Consider the following 18,883-nt stretch of genomic DNA (forward strand, 5'->3'; position numbering starts at 1 on the left):
AACCGAATCTTCCCCAAATTGCGGACGAAAAAGGAATCATATTCGTTTGTCCGGACGGAAAGACCAGTTGGTACTGGGATAGTCCGGTCAATCCGTCTTTCCGCTATGAAACTTTTATTTCGTCGGAACTGGTGAAGTATATCGACGAACATTACAAGACGATTGCCGACCGTAAGGGACGCGCCATCACCGGATTGAGTATGGGTGGACACGGAGCGATGTGGAATGCAATCCGTCATAAAGATACGTTTGGTGCCAGTGGAAGTACAAGCGGAGGGATGGATATTCGCCCGTTCCCGAAAAACTGGGACATGGCTAAACAGTTGGGAGAATATGAATCGAATAAGGAGGTATGGGATAATCATACCGTTATCAATCAGATTGATAAGATAGAGAATGGCGATTTGGCTATCATTGTCGATTGTGGAGAAGATGATTTCTTCCTGAATGTGAACAAGGATTTGCATAACCGCCTGTTGGAAAGAAAGATCGATCATGATTTTATTACCCGCCCGGGAGCGCATAATGGACAGTATTGGAATAATTCCATTGATTATCAGATTCTGTTCTTTGATAAGTTTTTCAAGAAATAAAACCGGGAATACTTGACTTTGGCTTTTCAATGTTGTATCTTTGGTACAGAATCATAAAATAGATTGAGGTTAAACTACGATAGAAGGAGGGAGCGGAAGCTTTCTCCTTTTTTGTTGTATCCTTGGGAGTCGTGAGCTTTATCCCGGTTTATAAAAGGGATGAAACCAGAGATTAACGTGTTTTATACCGTAGCTTTATAAAAATTAGACGGTGCGTTACGACTCATTAAACGCTGCATTAGGAGAAGTTAGAGCCTTTGTTAGGTAAAATCAGAGCCTTTGTTTCGGAATAAACAAAGTTGAGGCATGAAAAGTATCTTTATAGGTTAAGAATCTATAATTCTGCTCTTGACAGAAATAGAGTGATTATGCTACTTTAAAAGAGAATTCGATGTCCGAATGAAAGATTATTCGAAAGAAATCGAAATGTTGCGTGTGTATGGATAATAGCTGGCCTGTCCTCCGGCATAGGTCGTCTGACAAATCATCCTGGATGGATTTCCTTTTTTATCAAACCCATACGAATAGACTGTCTTTTCGTCGTTACTTCCTGCAGGACAACTGTGCATGGTGAAATGGCGCGGATCCTTACCCAATAACCCTGCGTAAAGAGCTTCAATATGGAATGTCAGAGGGTGTATTTCCAATAAACCGAGGCAGGGCAAATGATATGTCGAACTTTCTTCTCCCGGTTCATAAATGAACTTGTTTTCAAGGCCGTTCATCTTGGAACTGATAGAGGTTATATCTCCGTTCTCGTATGTAAGTGATGTTGATGAATATTCTGTATCGTCAATATTCTCGACAATTCCGGTTAAGTATCCTTCTGCAGAGTAAGAAAATTGATAAATACGATTTTGTGAAGACAAACTGTATACACATTGACTGGCATAGCCTTCGCTATTTAATGTATATACTAAAGTGAGATAGTCAGTGGTAACTGTTACCTGATTATCAGAGTAGCTCAAGTTTACTTCGTTATTGATTTCTTCTTCGAAATAACGTTGTTTTATAATATGTTGAATCAGGCGCTCGCCATCGAACATAAACTTCTCTGTTCTATCTACAGGATTTGAATCGCTTTTGACGGTTTCATTGAAAATCATAGCCCATTGCCCTTTATCCTCTTCTGTGCCCTTTTCGTCATCGTCCGAACAACTGAATGTCAGTATTGCCAGCAATAAAATAGCTATTTTTTTCATCCTTTCTTATTTTAATCGTAATCCGTTACTACTAAAACGCCTACTTGCCGGACTTATTACGCTTTTCTCTATCTTGAATTGCGCTTTTGTCGTCTCTTCGGTTTCCTCGTCCTTTGGTGGATAAGTTTTGTTCAATACCCCGAGAGCTACACTCAACAAAGTCTCTTTTTCATCACCGAAAGGTAGGAAAGTTAAGTAATCGGTTGAAGCATTGACTGCGTATGTCGGTTTGAATCCACCATAAGTGTCATGTTCTGAATTATAGATAGTGCATACAGCCGGATTGATAGACCACAAAAATTCTTCATTGATAAATTGTTCCGTAGCTACATTTTGTCCTTTGGTTGAACTGCCGATAGCTATTAACTGTTGGATTTTTCCGTTCAAGCTATGCATCAACATTTCCGGAGCTCCTGCCGTTTCTCCACTAATCAAAACGATAAGAGTCGTTAAATCCAGGTTCTTGCCACCGGAGGTGCCTAATAAATCAGAATTAAAGATCAGAGTTGCATCTTTTGCTGTATTCTTATCATTATATTCCAAGAATGCCATTGTTTGGTCAAGGTAAAAAGAAGACACAAGAATAGTGCTTAATAGTTGCGTACATTCAATGCTTCCTCCTTTGTTATATCGTAGGTCGAGTATCACTTGATGGATATTCTTTTGGGCAAGCTCATCCGACCATTCACGTAATTCGGTGTTGTATTTTTCCGGATTGTCTTTAGTACCTGCTGTAAAGCTGTTGTACATTAGGTAACCGACTTCACTTCCATCAGTCAACGTTAATATTTTCTTGCAGTGAATAGGGTTGTCTACCAATGATACGGCTGCTCCCATTTCTACTGGGTCGCCTACCGGTACAACTCGGTAAATATCTTCTTCTTCCTCGCCTTCTACTGGCGGCTCTGTAGGTGGTACTTTTTGATATTTTCCCAAAGTTATTTCCAGAGGTCCTGTGCCTTGCAGTAGTTGAGCCTCATATTTCTTGCTGATATATGATGTATCTACTTTTACAATCCAGTCGCCTCGCTTTAGTACGGCAGCAGCTGGCGAACCAGGAATTACATAAGTAATCAATGCGTTGTAGGCAGTATCGATGTCCGGGTTGCGAACTAGTGAATAGTCGAATCCATAAGTAGGCAGCGGAGCCTCCATCACAGAATCTACAAACGAGTAGCTGTCTTTTTTTGATTTCACTTTAGATAAGAACGAGGCAGGTTCCAGAAACAGATTCACATCATCGTAGGAAGGTAGATCTTGATACCACAGATAGTTCTGTTGCATGATGTCGTACATCCATGTATCCAGTGCAGTTTGATGGGCATACTCCGGCCAGCGGTCGACACCACAGGAGAAGAAACCACTGATAGATACGAAGATCAGGGCAGGTATGAGGATTATCTTTCTTAATTTCGTCATCATAAAAAGCTTTTTACTGTGCAAATGTAGGAAATACTTTGCTTATCTACCACATTTATGGTATAAAAATGCCTTCAATGTGTGATTGGGTGTTAGAGAATCTTGCCTTATCTTTGTGACATCAAAGTTTTCGATAGGTATTAGCTAAAATATAGAAAGTTATTAATAGACGGATTTTTATTCATGGAGATAGCTGCATTATTATCAGGAGGTGTCGACAGTTCGGTTGTCGTACACCTCCTTTGTGAGCAAGGATATAAGCCTACTCTTTTTTACATTAAGATAGGTATGGACGGAGCGGAATATATGGACTGTTCGGCAGAGGAGGATATTGAATTATCTACTGCTACGGCACGTAAATACGGTCTGTCTTTGGAAGTGGTGGACCTGCATCAGGAGTATTGGGAGAATGTGGCGGCGTATGCCATTGATAAAATTCGGCAGGGATTGACACCGAATCCGGACGTGATGTGTAATAAGCTTATCAAATTCGGCTGCTTTGAACAGCGTGTCGGGAAAGATTTCGACTTTACGGCAACCGGTCACTATGCCACCACCTTGCAATGTGATGGTAAAACTTGGCTGGGCACAGCAAAAGATCCCGTGAAAGATCAGACAGACTTTCTCGCCCAGATTGATTACCTGCAAGTTTCCAAGCTCATGTTTCCCATTGGAGGGTTGATGAAGCAGGAGGTACGTGAGATTGCAAATCGTGCCGGATTGCCTAGTGCCAAAAGGAAAGACAGTCAGGGGATTTGTTTTCTTGGAAAGATAAACTACAATGATTTCGTTCGTCGTTTTTTAGGAGAAAAGGAAGGGGCGATTGTTGAACTGGAAACCGGAAAGAAAGTGGGTACACATCGCGGTTATTGGTTCCACACAATTGGTCAGCGGAAAGGGCTCGGATTGAGTGGTGGTCCTTGGTTTGTAGTCAAGAAGGATATTGAGGAAAATACTATCTACGTATCTCGTGGCTACGGTGTAGAGACACAATACGGTAATGAATTCAGGATGCATGATTTCCATTTCATTACTGATAATCCTTGGAAAGGTCAGGAGAAGGAGGTAGACATTACTTTCAAGATTCGTCACACTCCCGAATTTACAAAAGGAAAACTGATACAGGAAGGGGAGAAGCAGTTTCACATCTTGTCGTCCGAAAAGTTGCAAGGCATTGCTCCGGGACAGTTTGGGGTGATTTATGATGAAGAAGTAAAAGTTTGTGTGGGGAGCGGTGAAATCATCTGTTAAATAGTTTATTTTGATTGGTGAAGATTGGATTATCAGGAGATTTTTCACTACTTTTGTTTCGTAGAATATAAATAAAGGAGGATTGCTTATGACAACGATGGAATTGAAAAGTCTGAAAATGGACTTGGTGGAGGAACTCCTGAGTTTGAATGACAAAGAGATGCTCAATCGAGTGAAGAACTATTTGAAACGACTGAAAAAAATGGAAGCTGAAAAAGAAGAGGAAGAAATCACGAAAGAAGAAGTTCTAGCAGGGATTGACGCCGGACTGAAAGAGGTAAAACTTTCAATGGAAGGTAAGTTGGAGGTAAAGACTGCAAGAGAGTTCATTAATGAATTATGAAATTATAGTTAAGCCGACATTTCAGCGGGAGGCTAAAAGGCTGGCGAAACACTATTCCTCTTTTAAGGAGGATTTTGTTTCATTGATTGATGATTTAGAACAGAATCCTCTGCTAGGAACGGACTTGGGACATGGACTGCGCAAAGTTCGTATGAAAATAACTTCAAAAGGAAAAGGTAAAAGTGGAGGAGCAAGGGTTATAACATTTACTTTAGTCGTTTCTCAACAAGATGCAGTTTTGAATCTTCTCTATATTTATGATAAAGCAGATAGAGCGTCTATATCAGAAAAGGAAATAGAACAACTTCTGAAACAGAATGGATTGAAATAGAATAGAGAAAGGCATTGTTCACTAGTTTGTGCTAATAGGATGTGTAGGGTAGTTCTTATAAGGCGGCATCTCAGATGTAGTATTCCGCTAAATCCACAATCCCAGCCCTCATCGCATATTTAGTAGCTTCATGTACATTATTTACTCCCAATTTGCGAAAGATATTCTTACGATGACTGTTTATCGTATGGAAACTAAGATTTTTCTCTGCTGCAATCTCTTTCGTCGTTTTTCCCAATGCAATTTCTTTTAGGATATTCTTCTCCGTTTGTGTCAGCAGATGATCGTCTACGCTTGAGGCAGCCAGCGGAGAAGAAGCGCCCGAAAGCAACAGATTGCTGACATGATTGCAAATATACCGTTGTTTGCGGGTGGCACATTGAATGGCAGTCATGATTTCTTCTTTCGAGTTATCTTTCATCACTACCCCGAAAGCCATACTGCTGAACAGTACCTGGCGGAGAAAGTTCAGGCTAAGTTCGTCAGAGAATAGAATCCAGTCGGCTTCCTTGAATCTTTCCTGCAGGACAATCAATTCATCCGCTCCGGCAAAATTGAACAGTGTATAATCCAATACAATCACCGCTTGCGGATGCAATCGTAGCTGCTGAATCAGTTCAGCCTTGTTATCAGCTTCTAAAAGGAGGGACACTTCCTTTTGTTTACTTAGCAGGAACATCATTCCTGCCTTACTGATATCCTGATTGTCTGCGATGATAAATTCTCTCATAAGCAACGATGAATAAAAAAACTCCGCTACAAATGTACGCATTTTGCGCGATTTGTAGCGGAGTTATGATAAGATTCTTGTATCCGGATTACCAGGAACGTCCTTTGAAGATATTTGACTGGTCAAGCGGAACGATATTTCCGTTCAATGTCAGGTTATTGTTGCTGAAGTTCGGGCTGATGCTAACCGAAGCAGTATTGTTTCCGCTGCTCATATTGATAAATACTTGAGCGGAGATGCCGATACCCTGAACGCTGAATGAGCAGTTCACATTTCCTTTTTTGTCGATATTCATCTTCATATCCGAAGAATTACCATCTACTGTAACACCACCGATTCCGTTAGGACCTGGGTAAGGAGTGTTGAAAGCAGTCTGTACGGTAGCTCTGTTGCCGTTCATCAAGACGAAGTTGGTGTTTGAAGTAACAAAAGCACTCATACCGTTGCGGAAGACAACTTGATTAGCTTCCAATACAAATTGCTTGTTCTTCAAAGCCTGTACAGCTTGTTGATAGGCTGCCATGTCCTGCACCTCTTCTTCGGCACGGAGTTTTGCTCTTTCTGCATCTCTTTGAGCTTTTCTTTCTGCGCGGCGTGCTGCTGCGTTACTTTCTTGTGCATACATCATTGTGCTTGCACTTACTAATACTAATGCTACTAATGCAATAAACTTTTTCATAACTTTTTTTTGTTTAGGTTTAATACGTTGTTCGTTTATTGCAAAAACAAAGTGTATGCCAGATTGTTCACGAACGTCTTGCAATTTTATATCCGATGGCTGCCACAGTGATACTCATTAAGGGGCTGATAATGTTGAAAAAACAATAAGGTAGATAGACAAGTGTGGGTACACTCAAGATAGTAGCTTGTGTCATTCCGCAACTATTCCACGGAATCAATACAGATGTAACGGTTACTGCATCTTCCGTCGTACGGCTTAGTAAGCAACTTTCATACCCTTTCTTGGCATAAATATCACGAAACATATTTCCCGTCAGAATGATACTGATGTATTGGTCGGCAGTTGTCAGATTAAGAAACAGGCCGGAGCAGACTGTCGCTCCAACCACGCTGACTGTTTTCTTCATGAAGCGGACGAAGATGGAAGTGATACTTCCCAGCATACCGCTTGCTGTCATTGCCCCGCCAAAACACATGGCGCACAGAATCAGCCAAATCGTATTCATCATTCCCGCCATACCACGTGTGGCGATTAAATCTGTCAGAACGGCATTGTCTGTATGTAAATTTGTCGCTCCATAGACGGTCATCATCAGTCCTTTGAACAAAGAATCGAATCCGGAAACGGCAACTCCGGAAATCTCTTGCAACAACTCCGGCTGAAATATCAAAGCAAAGACACCAGCCTGCAGAGTGGATAGGAACAGCGTAACGATAGAGGGTACTTTCCGTGCTATCAGTATTCCGGTTACAACAGGGACTATTAACAACCACGGAGTGATATGGAACTTTTCATTCAAAGCGGTTGCCACCTCCGCAATATGTTGTGTATTGCTGGCATCGTGGGAAAGTCCTGCCACTGTGAAAATAATCAGCGTGATGATAAGAGACGGTACCGTAGTAATCATCATATAACGGATGTGACGGAACAGGGGAGTGTCTGTGATGGAAGACGCCAGGATAGTGGTTTCGGATAAAGGAGATATTTTATCCCCGAAGTATGCCCCCGAAATGATAGCTCCGGCAATCCATCCATCTTCAAAGCCTTGCGCCTTTCCGATACCCATCAATGCAATACCGATAGTGGCAATAGTGGTCCACGAACTTCCGGTCATTACAGAAATCAACGCGCAGATGATGCAGGTCGATGCCAGGAAGAAACTGGGATGGATAATTTGCATCCCGTAATAGATTAAGGTCGGCACTACTCCGCTAATCATCCAAATGCCACTCAACGCACCGATTATCAACAGAATGATGATGGCTGTTGCCACTCCGGCAATATTGTTGGTGATGGCGAGCTCGTAATCTTTCCAGGGAATCTTATAAAACGCCATACCAATCAGGATACAAATGGCTGTAGTGGTAAGCAATGACACTTGACTTCCGCCGCTTAGGGCATCACTGCCAAAGGTACGGATAGTGGCAAACAATAATAACACCAGTACAACAATCGGTATCAACGATATGAGGGGAGAGGGGGCTTTCTTCATCTTGATTCTTATAACCTTTTATTTATTTTCCGGCTACTGTTTGTTGATAGCCGCGCAAAGATACAACAAAAAAGAATGAAATCTTTTGCTTCAAAACATCAGGTAATAAAAATTATTAGATGTTTATATTTGATTGGAATATGTAGGAGACGGCTCAACTGGCAAAAGTCTTGCGCCTGATCCACCAGTAACGGATGAAAAGCACCCCTGTCAGGATGAGGGCGATGGATAATCCGGTATAGAAAACAGAAATGAACGTTTCGGGCAGGAGGTGGAAGCTACGGATGGTGATTCCCAGGGAAATCATGAATATCATTGTAATCCAGCTTTTCACATCGAAAAAGGAGAACGGACAATTCCGGCGTTCTTTCTTTTGCTCGATTCGCTGGGTATGTTTATAGTAGAGCCTTCTGAAAACCAATACGAAGAATAATAAGAAAACCACGGTGGCTTCTCCTATTTTGAACATCCAATCTTGGGAAGTGTTTAACCAGGTCACAATTCCTATTCGCAGAATATTGGCACCGGCTATAATCCAGACGGCACCGGCTGTGATAAGTAAGATTTGTCTGTTAACTCCGTATTTCATTGGCGTTTTTTTTATAATAAACGGTTTGAGTGTTCGTTTTGTTGACTCATTTCTTGTAGAAAATCGTAATTAATAAAGAAATCCCGGTTAAAACAACTCCGGTACTGATAACTCCGTGCCAGCCATACAGTTGCCAAAAGCTGCCTGCCAGAAATGTTCCCATAGAACCACCGATAAAGTAAGTAGTCATGAAAACTGTATTAATACGGTTCGAAGCACGCGGATTTAGTTCGAAGATACTTGTCTGGTTACTTAGCTGAATACATTGCATTCCTATGTCAATGATGATGATACCGGCGATGATACCGACAAAGGTGTTTTCACCGACGAAGAACAACAACCATGCAAAGAGAATCAAACCGCAGCCGATAAAGTTGAAGCGGCGTACGCCTACCCGTTTTACGTATCTTCCGACAAAAGAAGCAGTCAGTGCACCGGCTACTCCGCAAAGTCCCAGCATACCGATTACATCGCTGTTGGCGAAGAACGGAGCTTGTCCCATTTTAAAAGCCAGACAGGACCACATGGCAAGGAGGGAACCGAAATTCAGTGCCGCCCGAATCGAATAAATGCGTAGTTGCGGATATTCTTTCACTAAGGCTAACAGAGATTTCATCAGGTCGCTATATTTTCCTTGGAAGTTGGTTTGAATATCGGGAAGGACTTTTAATACAACAATCGCGCAGATAAACATCATGCCTGCAGCAATGTGATACATTTCCCGCCAGCCAATCAGTTCACCGATAAATCCGCTGACGACACGTGAAGCCAGAATACCGGTCAATAGTCCTGATAAGACAATTCCTACGTTTCTGCCTTTATGTTCCGGACGGGAAAACTGGGCGGCTATGGGAATGAATATCTGTGGAATCATGGAACAGACTCCCGTGAGGAATGAAGCGATGAGTATCAGATGGAAGCTGTGTGTCAGGGCAATCGTCAAGAGGGAGAAGATCAGGACGGTGAAATTGACAAGGATGATTTTCTTTCGTTGATATAAGTCGCCTAAGGGGGTGATGAACAACAGTCCTGCCGCATAGCCTATTTGCGTGACCATGGCAATCAGGTTAGTTCTGAACTCTGATATGCCAAGTTCATGGCGTATCATATTTAATAGAGGTTGGATATAATAGATGTTGGCTACCGAGACACCTGCCACAATAGCAAGTGTCCAGAGGATGGATGCCGGTAGTCCTCCGTTTTCTTTTAATGGCTGTTTCATGCGGCAAAGATAATAAAATAAGATGTTTATTCGATGAAGAAAGTAGTGGAAACTGTGTTGCCTTCTCCGTCTACTGCCGTCAGGGAATGTTTGCCGGGAGCGGGTTGCAGGGAAATTTTGTGGAAATCCTGCGTCTGTGTCTGATAAGTGTCGTCAAGATGCCAAAAGATAGTCGCATTGGGGTTGCTGTGTGCCAGTTCGACCGTGAGAAACCCTTTACTGCCGTCCAATTGTTTGGGCAACTTGATATGGGCGTTCATCGGAGGGTAGATGAACTGCATGGATTGGAAAGAATCTTCTCCACAGCCGGCTTTGAAAGGTGGCAGTGGTTTGTATTCCGGATGGTGCTGCTTATAGTACCATTCCCATACAGGTGGCAGGGCAAACCATGATTTCTGAATGGTAGGTTCGGTATTTGCACAGTTTTCATAGATGCGGTGGCTTTCGTCAGCAGATAGAGTGACGAGATGATGGTAAGGACAAGCCTCTGTCCGTAATCCGGCAGGAAGAATCAATACGGTATCAGTTTCTTCACAGAAACGTCCTTTCAGATGACCGGACTGGCGGCATATTTCTGCATCAACGAAAACGCCTGTGGGACGTTCGAACCACGGTGAAGAAGGGAGGTAACTGAATATATCGAATAATACAGGACCGGCTGTTTGTGCACCAACCAATCCGGGCTTTCCTTCTCCGGTTGCATTGCCTACCCATACGCCTACTGTATAGCGCGGAGTCACCCCCACTGCCCACGCATCACGGAATCCGTAGCTGGTTCCGGTTTTCCATGCGATAGTTTGCATGGATGGAATTGATTTCCAGTCAATCTCTTCGGGACGGTTGACTTCTGTTAAGGCGGAGAGGGTGAGCCAAGCTGCTCCTGTTTTAGCCGAAGTGGTTTCTTCCGAATCCTCTTCTACGGAGAGAGGACTGGAGTTACTTTGTTCTCGTTTTTCCTGCTTGTTATGATTGCTTTTATGATTACGGCTTGTTTGCTTCGTATCATTGTTTATTTGCTCTGTATTTTCTGTTTCCAGTAGTATCTGTGCTTCCTTTCCTTGAGATACGGTCGGGGAGGGGCTGCTGGAAAGGCTTCGTCCCATTTGTGCATAGGCATTCGTTACATCCCATAATGTTGCTTCTGCACCTCCTAAAATTAGTGACAAACCATAATGAGAGGCTGTCCGATTGATGGTCTTGAATTCCATCTGTTGCAACAAATGGTGAAACTTGGGTACTCCATATCTTTGTAACATGGTTACAGCCGGGATATTCAACGAACGGGCAAGGGCTTCGGAAGCGGGGACTGCTCCTTCAAACTGCATACTGAAGTTTTGAGGAGTAAATCCGTTGATATTAACCGGTACATCCGGCAACAGCATTTTCGGCAGTAAACTTCCTTCCTGTAGCATGGCATTGTAGAGAAAGGGCTTTAAAATACTACCTGTACTTCTGGGAGCTTGGATCACATCTACTTGGCTTCCTCCTTGTTTACGGTCGAAATGTACATTTCCGCAGTATGCTACTACTTGATTGGTGGGAATGTCGATAACCAGAATTGCCAGGTTGCGGATATCACTTCGATTAAACTCGTTGCTCCACCGTTCTGCCAAACTCTCTATGTGGCTTTGTATTCCTCTGTCTATGGTTGAACGGGTATATAGCCCGTTTCTTTCCTGATAGAAACGACTGACTAGGTGGGGAGCTATTTGAGGAAGCGGATGCGGCTCGTCGGGTAACGGTTCGCTGACAGCTAATTCATAGGTGGATGCGTCGATAATCTCTTCTTCAAGAAGTTGCTTTAATAGACGGTTGCGTTTGGAAAGCAGTGTCTTTCGTCCTTTGGATAGATGGATCATGGCAGGGGCATTGGGGAGGACAGCCAGCATAGCCGATTCCGCCCATGATAAATCTTCGGCAGAATGACCGAAGTAACGCCAGGCAGCAGCATCCAATCCTACAACATTTCCTCCGAATGGTGCATGAGAGACATACATGGATAAGATTTCCTCTTTGGAAGCCCGAAATTCCAGACGGGTAGCCCATATCATTTCAACGACTTTCTCTCCGAGAGTTCTAGGTTTGTTCCGGGCGAGACGAATGGTTTGCATGGTAAGGGTACTTCCTCCGCTTACGACACGTTTGTTCTTTAAATTTTGATAGAGTGCCCTTCCGGTAGCTAACGGATTAACTCCCCAGTGGTGATAAAAGTGTTTGTCTTCAAAGGTAATGAGGCATTGCTTGATTTTTTCGGGTGTTGTCTTTCGGGGAGGAAACCGCCATTGACCGTCCGATGCGATACGTGCTCCCAATAATTCTTCATTTCGATCAGTCACAACGGTAGAGTAGGGTACATGAAACAGTTGCCGGGGAAGGCAAAAGATGTATCCTATTATCAAAAGAGTAATGCTTATAGTCATTACTTTCTTAGTGACAGATAATCGTTTGAAGAATTTTATAGGATTCATTTAAATATTAAAAGCTAAGAGACATATCTTTGTGACAAATGATTAAGTACGAAATAATAAGGTACGAAATAATTAGGCACGGATTACACGGATTACGCGGTTTAAGTGAACGAGTAGAACCGTGAAATCCGTGTAATCCGTGCCAAATATTATCGGCTGACAGTTGTTCTTCCTGCTTTGCTTCGTGCCTGTACGTTTACATCATACATCGCTTCACATTGAACGGCAGGGAGAATAAAGTTACCGGCATAGGTCGCTTGTAACCTGACAGTGAATACCTTTGTCTCACCGCGGCGCAGATTGAAATAGGTCAATACCCTGTCATCACGTATATCCTGATAGCTGTACTTGCTGACTGATTGACCGGAGCCGTCGGCTGCTGCGTTTTCCGTTTCGGGAGCAACCATTCTTTCATTGTATATTTCCCAACCGGACGGTATGATATGCGTCAGTGCCAGATTAGTGTAATCGGAAGTACCGCTAATATTGGATATTGAGGTGATAGCCATAAAGTCAGTTCCCTGTATGATGTCATTGACAGAGAGCGGTGTACCGTTTAGGTTAGCATATCTTATATCCATGCGGAGGTTATCGCTGATAGCTGGTAACGTATCGTTTAATAACTGCGTACGTGTGATAAGGTCTACGCTAAGTGCTCCCTTTCCTTGATTCTTCACAGAAACAGTGCCGGATTTTGGAGTGGTAGCGATCTCTTTTTCAAACACAGCTTTGGCTGATTTTACAGCCGGTTGCTGTTTATCGTTCCATGACCATACAAAATCCAGTGTGCCTGATAACTTTTCTGCCAGACGTCCCATTGCCATCAGAGCAAAAGCGGTAGATTGTGTACTGAACCAATCCTCTTGTGACAGATTCTTAGAAACGACTTTCGCTTGTTGTAAAGCATCCCGTTCCCGGTTCATCAGGATGAGTGTTTCCAAAATCATTGCTTCGTCACGATCGGAAGAACCGTAAATCTGATTCATGGAAGAGTAGGGGTGCACCGTTGTTTCTACATTATACACAAGTTCTTCAGCCGGTTTCATCTTTCCGGTCAGTGCGTATGCGGCTGCCAGTCTCCATTTGGCCTGAATTGATAATCCGGTCTGTTCTTTCATTCGGTTCATAGCTCCATATTCCGGTACTCCTGCCAATGCAAGGGTATATAAACGGAAGGCTTGTTGCAATTCCGACTGCCATTGCTGCCAACCGCTTGCCTCCTGTGGCATACGCCAGTTTTGTGCGGCTGCACGTTGGAAGCGCTTCCACTTGTTCAGTACATTCGCATGAACGGCATATCCTTTTTCTTGTGCCAGCGTCAGGAACATTCCAGCATAAGAACTAATCCATTCGTCGGCAGCAGCATTCCCCGGCCAATATACAAATCCGCCGTTGGGGAGCTGACGACCATAAATCTGCCGGATAGCTTCCTGTACATTCGTCTTTATCTTTTCGGCTTCCGTCTTATCTATCGTCTTGAATTGAGCGACAAACAGAAGAGGCAGAGCCTTGGAAGTCAACTGCTCCGTGCAATGGTGCTGATAATTGTATAAGAAGTCGAACCGACGGCTGATATCTACCGAAGGTATGCGGGATACTTCCAGCTTGATCTGATTATTTGCGGAAGAACTGCTTAGGTTGTATGACAATTCTTTGCTTTGTCCGGCTTCTATCCATTGACTGTTGCGCAGGGTTACTACCGGATTCGGATTGCGTACGTCTATTTCAATGGTTTCTTTGGTTTGTTGTCCGCTGCCATTTGCTGTCAGGTGGATCGTAGCCTTTCCGGTTTTGCTGCCTGTTTTTAAGGTAAAGAAGACAAGCTGGTCTCCCGGTTGGGTGAATTTGAGCGATTGTTGGTTAGTTCCTACAATCTGTACTCCTCCACCGGATGCCTGAAGGGATACGGTCACATTCTTTACTTGATTCTCCATCGCAAAGATATTGACCGGAACGGTAATTTCTTCCTGAATACTAAGCACACGGGGCAAAGTAGACAACATCATCAATGGAGTTCGTACGAAGGCAGTCTTTTCCGCATTGCCATAAGCACCGTCCTGTCCGGCAACCACCATGGCACGTACCGAACCTACGTACATCGGAAGTTTCAATGTATGCGTCTGGCTCTTTCCTTTTCCCAGATAGAAAGGACCTATAAACTTGACTACCGGTTTAAAACGGTTTGCTTTAGCATCGGCAGGTTTCAGTGTGGCGTCTCCACCTGTGCTGAAAAGCGAACTGTAGCTTCCGGCAGAAGCTCCCAATACATTATCATACATATCCCATGTCTGGATGCCAAGCGCTTCGCGTGAATAGAAATCATTCCATGGGTCCGGGGTCTTGAAGTTGGTAAGATCCAATAAACCGTCGTCTACAATCGCCAATGTATAAGTCATCGGTTTACCGCTCTTTTCGCTGACGGTCACGTTGAAGTTGGTTTCCGGGCGTAACACTTCCGGCATCTGTATCTGCGGTTGCAATACTGTCTGACTGTTAGTGACAAATACTGGAACAACACCGTACATACGGATAGGCAGGTCGTTGACTGTTTGCGCATGAGGCTGTAACAGACTGATATGCAAATATACGTTCGGAGTCATCTCCGGCGTAATCTTGAATGTATATTTCGTATCTCCTCCGTTGGAGACTTCTATCCATTCCTGACGTAATACTGTCGAACCGTTTTCGATAGATACCAGTGCACGTCCTCCCGCTGCTGCAGGAATAATGGCTGTGGCTGTTTCTCCAATTTCATACGAATCTTTGTTCAGAGAGAAAGCAAGCATCTTGATACCGCTGGGATCTGTTTTGCTCGAACGTCCGCGCCATTCCGGCCAGTCTATATAAACGGTTCCTCCAGTGGCATGTCCGCTCTCTTTGTCTTTTACGTAAACCAAATATCGTCCCCATGACGGATAATCGATGCGGAACTTGAAGGATGCTTTCCCGCCTCTTGTCTGTAAGTTGCCGCTGGCAACAGGTGTGATGGAACTGTTGTTGATGTAAGTGCCAAAAGATTCACCGCTGTTCTCCCACCACCAGCTCCAGCCGATGCGGTATATTTTGTATTCTAGATTAGTACGGTTCACTAACTGTCCCTGCGTGTTTACAGTCACAATATCGAATACGTGATCTTTGTCCGTTTCAATATATTTGCCTTTCGGTTGGTTCAAGTTGATACCGACGTAAGATGTAAATGGCGAGAACGGGATTGTTTGGGTGTAGATGCTGGCATCTCCTCCCGGTTCGAATACACGGGTGGTGAAAGTTGCATTCAACATACCCGGTGCTTCGGTTGCGGTCGGAACTTTCAGTGTGACGCTGGTTTTTCCTTCTGCATCCAGTGTACCGTCGAATATATCAGTTTTGATAGTTGTGAAATTCGTGGCCGGATTATTGAAGATATATTGTCCGTAATTCTTAAACTGTGTATTCACTTTAGATAAAGACATTTCTATTTTAGCTTTCAATTTGGAGGCAGTGGCTCCTGTCAGCCAGGTTGAAGTGAGTGGGGCGTAGACATCCTTGTCCGTAGCTTGAAGAATCTTCGGCAATGCCAGGTTTATTTTCAAGCGGTTGGGCTTTATGGTTTCGATACGCAGACCTTTGTGGAAGGTGGTTCCTCCTACTTTAATATATGCATTCCAGAGCCCGGTTGGATCTGTAGCCTGTGTCGGAACGTCGAATGTATAAAATCCGTTCATTCCTTGCGTTGAAATCATTTTGGTGTAGAACTGTCCTCTCGGATTGTATATTTCCAGTGCTACGGGATGCTTGTCGGGGATTCTCTTTTCGCGGTCCTCCAATATAAAGGAAATGTACAATGTGTCTCCCGGTCGCCATACTCCTCTTTCGCCATATATGAATCCTTTCAATCCCTTTTGAATATCTTTTCCTCCTACATCGAATCTGCTGACGGACTGTTCTTCACCGTCTACGACACGCACATACGCCTTTTGCTTTTCCGATTCTGCCACGATAATGAAAGGTACGCCCTTCGGAGTGATTTCAACGAACCCGTCTCCATTGGTCTCTCCCTTTCCTATGGGCTGTAACTGGAAGTTATATGCTGTTACTTGTGCTTTTCCTATCGGTTTGGTGTCCAAAATATTGCTTACGGCAATCCATAGTTTGTTCAGTGAATTCCGTTTTACAATCATCCCCAGATTGGAAGCAAACACATTACATGCAGCAATTCGGTCTGAATTCATATAATAAGATGGATGGCATGGATTGTCGCGTTCCGTCCATCGGTACACGCTCCAGTCCATTGTTCCTCCGTTGTAATAATAGTAAGCTTCGGGCGTATTCCAGATGGCTTCATCTTCTTCAGACAAGACACTTCCGCTTACTTTGGTCAACCCGTCGGATGTGTTACTGTCGGCGAATTTCATATCCTGATTCTCGTTTCCTCCACAAGGATAAGCGGAGTATTCCTGACGGAATGAAAGTATGACACGGTATATGGCACCCGGCTCCTGATGAATCAACCCGGCAAGGTCTATTGAGTAATCTCCCCAATGATGAATATCTTTGGAAGCATCTTTGGCAAGCCATAATGTTTTCTTGTAAACCAGTCTTCCCGAGCGGCGTAGTTCATTGGTCGAGGCGAGTGAATTGGTTTGCATGAACATCAATACATTATTCTCGAAGATACGAATCACGCTCAGGTCCACAGCATACAGGTTGACAGCCCTGAAAGGAATAATCAGACTTTTCGAGTCGGGCAGGATGGCGGCGGAGGTAGACATTTCTACTTGTGGTTTCAGACTAACTTCACTGAACGAGATCGTATGTGAAGTTCCCAGCGCTTTACCTTGACTGTCTTTGACTCCTTCATGGATATTCAACGTCAGTTTGTTCTGTGTGTTTGCTTCGAAATAGATGAAGACTCTGTTCTCGCTGATTTGGAAGATAGATGAAGAGACTTCCGGAATCTCAATCAGTCCTTTTAAATCCTGGGTAGTGGATAAAGGAGCGGAGAAAACAATCTCAATTCCGTTTTCCGGTTGTTCAATGCGTTCGGCAGACATAAAACGGAAGCAATCTTTAGCCGGTATCAGCACTTCTTCGCTTTGTTTGCGGTCAATGCCGGCTGGGTTACCATTGGCTGTAATGGTCAATGGGTAATCATCAGCTTCTCTGGGTATTTGTCTGATGTTGAACTGATACCGGGTAAGGTTGTCTGTCGCGGTGACTTCTACCGGATAACTCTTCTTGCCATCGCTGGCAGTCAGCATCTTTTCCACTTCCTCTTTTTTCACTACATCGCTGAAGCGTATTTCTCCTTTAATATTTATTTCATCCGGTTGGGTAGCTGTAATTGGTAACGACTCCAACTGCAAAGTGAAGTTACGTTCCTGCACACGGAATGAGAAGTTGAACTCTTTTAGTTTTTTGTCCACTTCGATGAAGTCTCCCAGTTGGAAAGTTCCTTCGTAGAGCGTTCCCGGTTTCAATGTTCCTTCTTCCGGCACAAACTCAATGGTGTTGTTGCTTACCCAGTATGCTTTTCCTTTTAATGAAGGGGAAAAGCTGAACGGATTGTTTTTTAACTCACTGTTCAGATCCACCATGGGTTGGTCATGGGTCAACTCTATGCGTATGGTTGAATTCTGTGAAATAACTCCTCCCGTATACGCATTTACATACGGTGCATAATCGGCAGAAGGAATGATGTCTTTTTGAGTACGTGTGCATGAATATAGGCCCACAGTCATCATGATAAGTAGGAGTAGTCCGGTAGTACTAATGCTACGTGTAGTCTTTGTTAGTCCCATAGCGATGAGTTTTTTTATAGTTCAACAAACAAATATACAGTTTTTATGCTAAATCCTTTGTTATTCTGATTATTTTTGCAAGTTCTTAATCAATTTATTTATGGGGAAAAAGAAAGAATACAAAGAGGCCAATCGACGATTTCTGAAAAAGCTGTCATTTCAGGAAGGTGTTTTTGCGTTGCCGTGTGGAATTTATTACAAAGTTTTGGAAACTGGTGAAGGTACGATTTCTCCGGGTGCGCGGAGTATTGTTACCGTGCATTACAAAGGAAGTCTGATTGATGGTCGGGTGTTTGATAATTCTTATGAACGTACTTGTCCCGATGCCTTACGTCTTAGTGATGTAATAGAAGGGTGGCAGGTAGCACTTCAGAAAATGCACGTTGGGGATAAATGGATTATCTATATACCTTATGCAATGGGTTACGGTATTAAATCTTTTGATTCTATTCCTGCTTACTCGACATTGATATTCGAAGTGGAACTGCTTGGAGTTGCATAGAGGTGAGCTATATATAATCAGATGCATGGCTTCCCCTTCTTCCGGAATAATATTATTGGATGTATGGTTACTATATATTACCACTATTTTTTGATAAATAGCGTGTTTGCAAATATAATAAATAGATAAGCTACTGTAATCTTCACGATTGCAGGAACTTATCTATATAAAGTAACTTAAATTACTTGCTCAAAGCCTGAGCTACGTCTACAGCACAAGCCCCTGTACAACCTACCATCGGGTTGTTACCAATTTCCAGAAATCCCATCATTTCTACGT

General features: G+C 43.4%; 15 protein-coding genes. 5 read left to right on the top strand and 10 right to left on the bottom strand.

The window, feature by feature from the left end; all coding sequences use genetic code 11:
• Positions 1–593 (top strand): alpha/beta hydrolase (locus tag BXY_RS19955; RefSeq protein ID WP_208946873.1); only part of this gene is annotated, 593 nt, incomplete at its 5' end.
• A 407-nt stretch (positions 594–1,000) separates the two neighbouring features.
• Here the strand turns inward: BXY_RS19955 and BXY_RS19960 are convergent.
• Positions 1,001–1,795 carry a DUF4595 domain-containing protein gene (locus BXY_RS19960; RefSeq protein ID WP_015532791.1) on the bottom strand — a complete coding sequence of 265 codons (795 nt, stop codon included), beginning with the start codon at positions 1,793–1,795 and terminating at the stop codon, positions 1,001–1,003.
• 6 nt (positions 1,796–1,801) lie between these two features.
• Positions 1,802–3,217, bottom strand: coding sequence for a S41 family peptidase (locus BXY_RS19965; protein ID WP_015532792.1), 1,416 nt, complete (start codon positions 3,215–3,217; stop codon positions 1,802–1,804).
• A gap of 180 nt (positions 3,218–3,397) precedes the next feature.
• Between BXY_RS19965 and mnmA the strand changes: the two genes are divergently transcribed.
• The 3 genes from mnmA to BXY_RS19980 all read left to right on the top strand — a co-directional run bounded on the left by mnmA (position 3,398) and on the right by BXY_RS19980 (position 5,139).
• Entirely contained in the window at positions 3,398–4,465 is a 1,068-nt protein-coding gene (gene mnmA / locus BXY_RS19970; protein WP_009040923.1) for a tRNA 2-thiouridine(34) synthase MnmA, read from the top strand.
• Positions 4,466–4,553: 88 nt separating this feature from the next.
• A complete protein-coding gene (locus BXY_RS19975; RefSeq protein WP_004316007.1) occupies positions 4,554–4,808 on the top strand; it encodes a hypothetical protein in 255 nt (84 codons plus the stop codon).
• Positions 4,798–5,139: a type II toxin-antitoxin system RelE/ParE family toxin gene (locus BXY_RS19980; protein WP_008643242.1), complete on the top strand. Its 342-nt coding sequence runs from the start codon at positions 4,798–4,800 to the stop codon at positions 5,137–5,139. Before BXY_RS19975 ends, BXY_RS19980 begins: the two co-directional genes overlap by 11 nt.
• Before the next feature lie 70 nt (positions 5,140–5,209).
• On the opposite strand, the gene BXY_RS19985 is transcribed toward BXY_RS19980, so the two are convergent.
• The 7 genes from BXY_RS19985 to BXY_RS20015 all read right to left on the bottom strand — a co-directional run bounded on the left by BXY_RS19985 (position 5,210) and on the right by BXY_RS20015 (position 18,102).
• Positions 5,210–5,869 (bottom strand): LuxR C-terminal-related transcriptional regulator, encoded by a 660-nt coding sequence (locus BXY_RS19985; RefSeq protein ID WP_008770885.1) that lies wholly within the window; start codon positions 5,867–5,869, stop codon positions 5,210–5,212.
• 88 nt (positions 5,870–5,957) lie between these two features.
• Positions 5,958–6,548, bottom strand: coding sequence for a DUF4251 domain-containing protein (locus BXY_RS19990; protein WP_004305931.1), 591 nt, complete (start codon positions 6,546–6,548; stop codon positions 5,958–5,960).
• A 67-nt stretch (positions 6,549–6,615) separates the two neighbouring features.
• A complete protein-coding gene (gene nhaC / locus BXY_RS19995; RefSeq protein ID WP_015532794.1) occupies positions 6,616–8,043 on the bottom strand; it encodes a Na+/H+ antiporter NhaC in 1,428 nt (475 codons plus the stop codon).
• A 154-nt stretch (positions 8,044–8,197) separates the two neighbouring features.
• The gene (locus BXY_RS20000; protein WP_008018526.1) at positions 8,198–8,632 is read right to left on the bottom strand and encodes a hypothetical protein; all 435 of its coding nucleotides are present in this window, start codon (positions 8,630–8,632) and stop codon (positions 8,198–8,200) included.
• A 46-nt stretch (positions 8,633–8,678) separates the two neighbouring features.
• A complete protein-coding gene (locus BXY_RS20005) occupies positions 8,679–9,854 on the bottom strand; it encodes an MFS transporter (protein WP_004315999.1) in 1,176 nt (391 codons plus the stop codon).
• A gap of 26 nt (positions 9,855–9,880) precedes the next feature.
• A complete protein-coding gene (gene pbpC, locus BXY_RS20010) occupies positions 9,881–12,322 on the bottom strand; it encodes a penicillin-binding protein 1C (RefSeq protein ID WP_008997756.1) in 2,442 nt (813 codons plus the stop codon).
• Positions 12,323–12,471: 149 nt separating this feature from the next.
• Entirely contained in the window at positions 12,472–18,102 is a 5,631-nt protein-coding gene (locus BXY_RS20015; protein ID WP_208946874.1) for an alpha-2-macroglobulin family protein, read from the bottom strand.
• Positions 18,103–18,202: 100 nt separating this feature from the next.
• Here BXY_RS20015 and BXY_RS20020 point away from each other — a divergent pair, with 100 nt between their 5' ends.
• Positions 18,203–18,604 carry an FKBP-type peptidyl-prolyl cis-trans isomerase gene (locus tag BXY_RS20020; protein WP_008021699.1) on the top strand — a complete coding sequence of 134 codons (402 nt, stop codon included), beginning with the start codon at positions 18,203–18,205 and terminating at the stop codon, positions 18,602–18,604.
• A 181-nt stretch (positions 18,605–18,785) separates the two neighbouring features.
• Here the strand turns inward: BXY_RS20020 and BXY_RS23905 are convergent.
• Positions 18,786–18,883, bottom strand: a 98-nt coding sequence (locus tag BXY_RS23905; RefSeq protein WP_208946927.1) for a GGGtGRT protein, incomplete at its 5' end; no start/stop codon positions are given.

It is taken from the genome of Bacteroides xylanisolvens XB1A, from assembly GCF_000210075.1.
In the GTDB taxonomy this organism is placed as follows: Bacteria; Bacteroidota; Bacteroidia; order Bacteroidales; family Bacteroidaceae; genus Bacteroides; species Bacteroides xylanisolvens.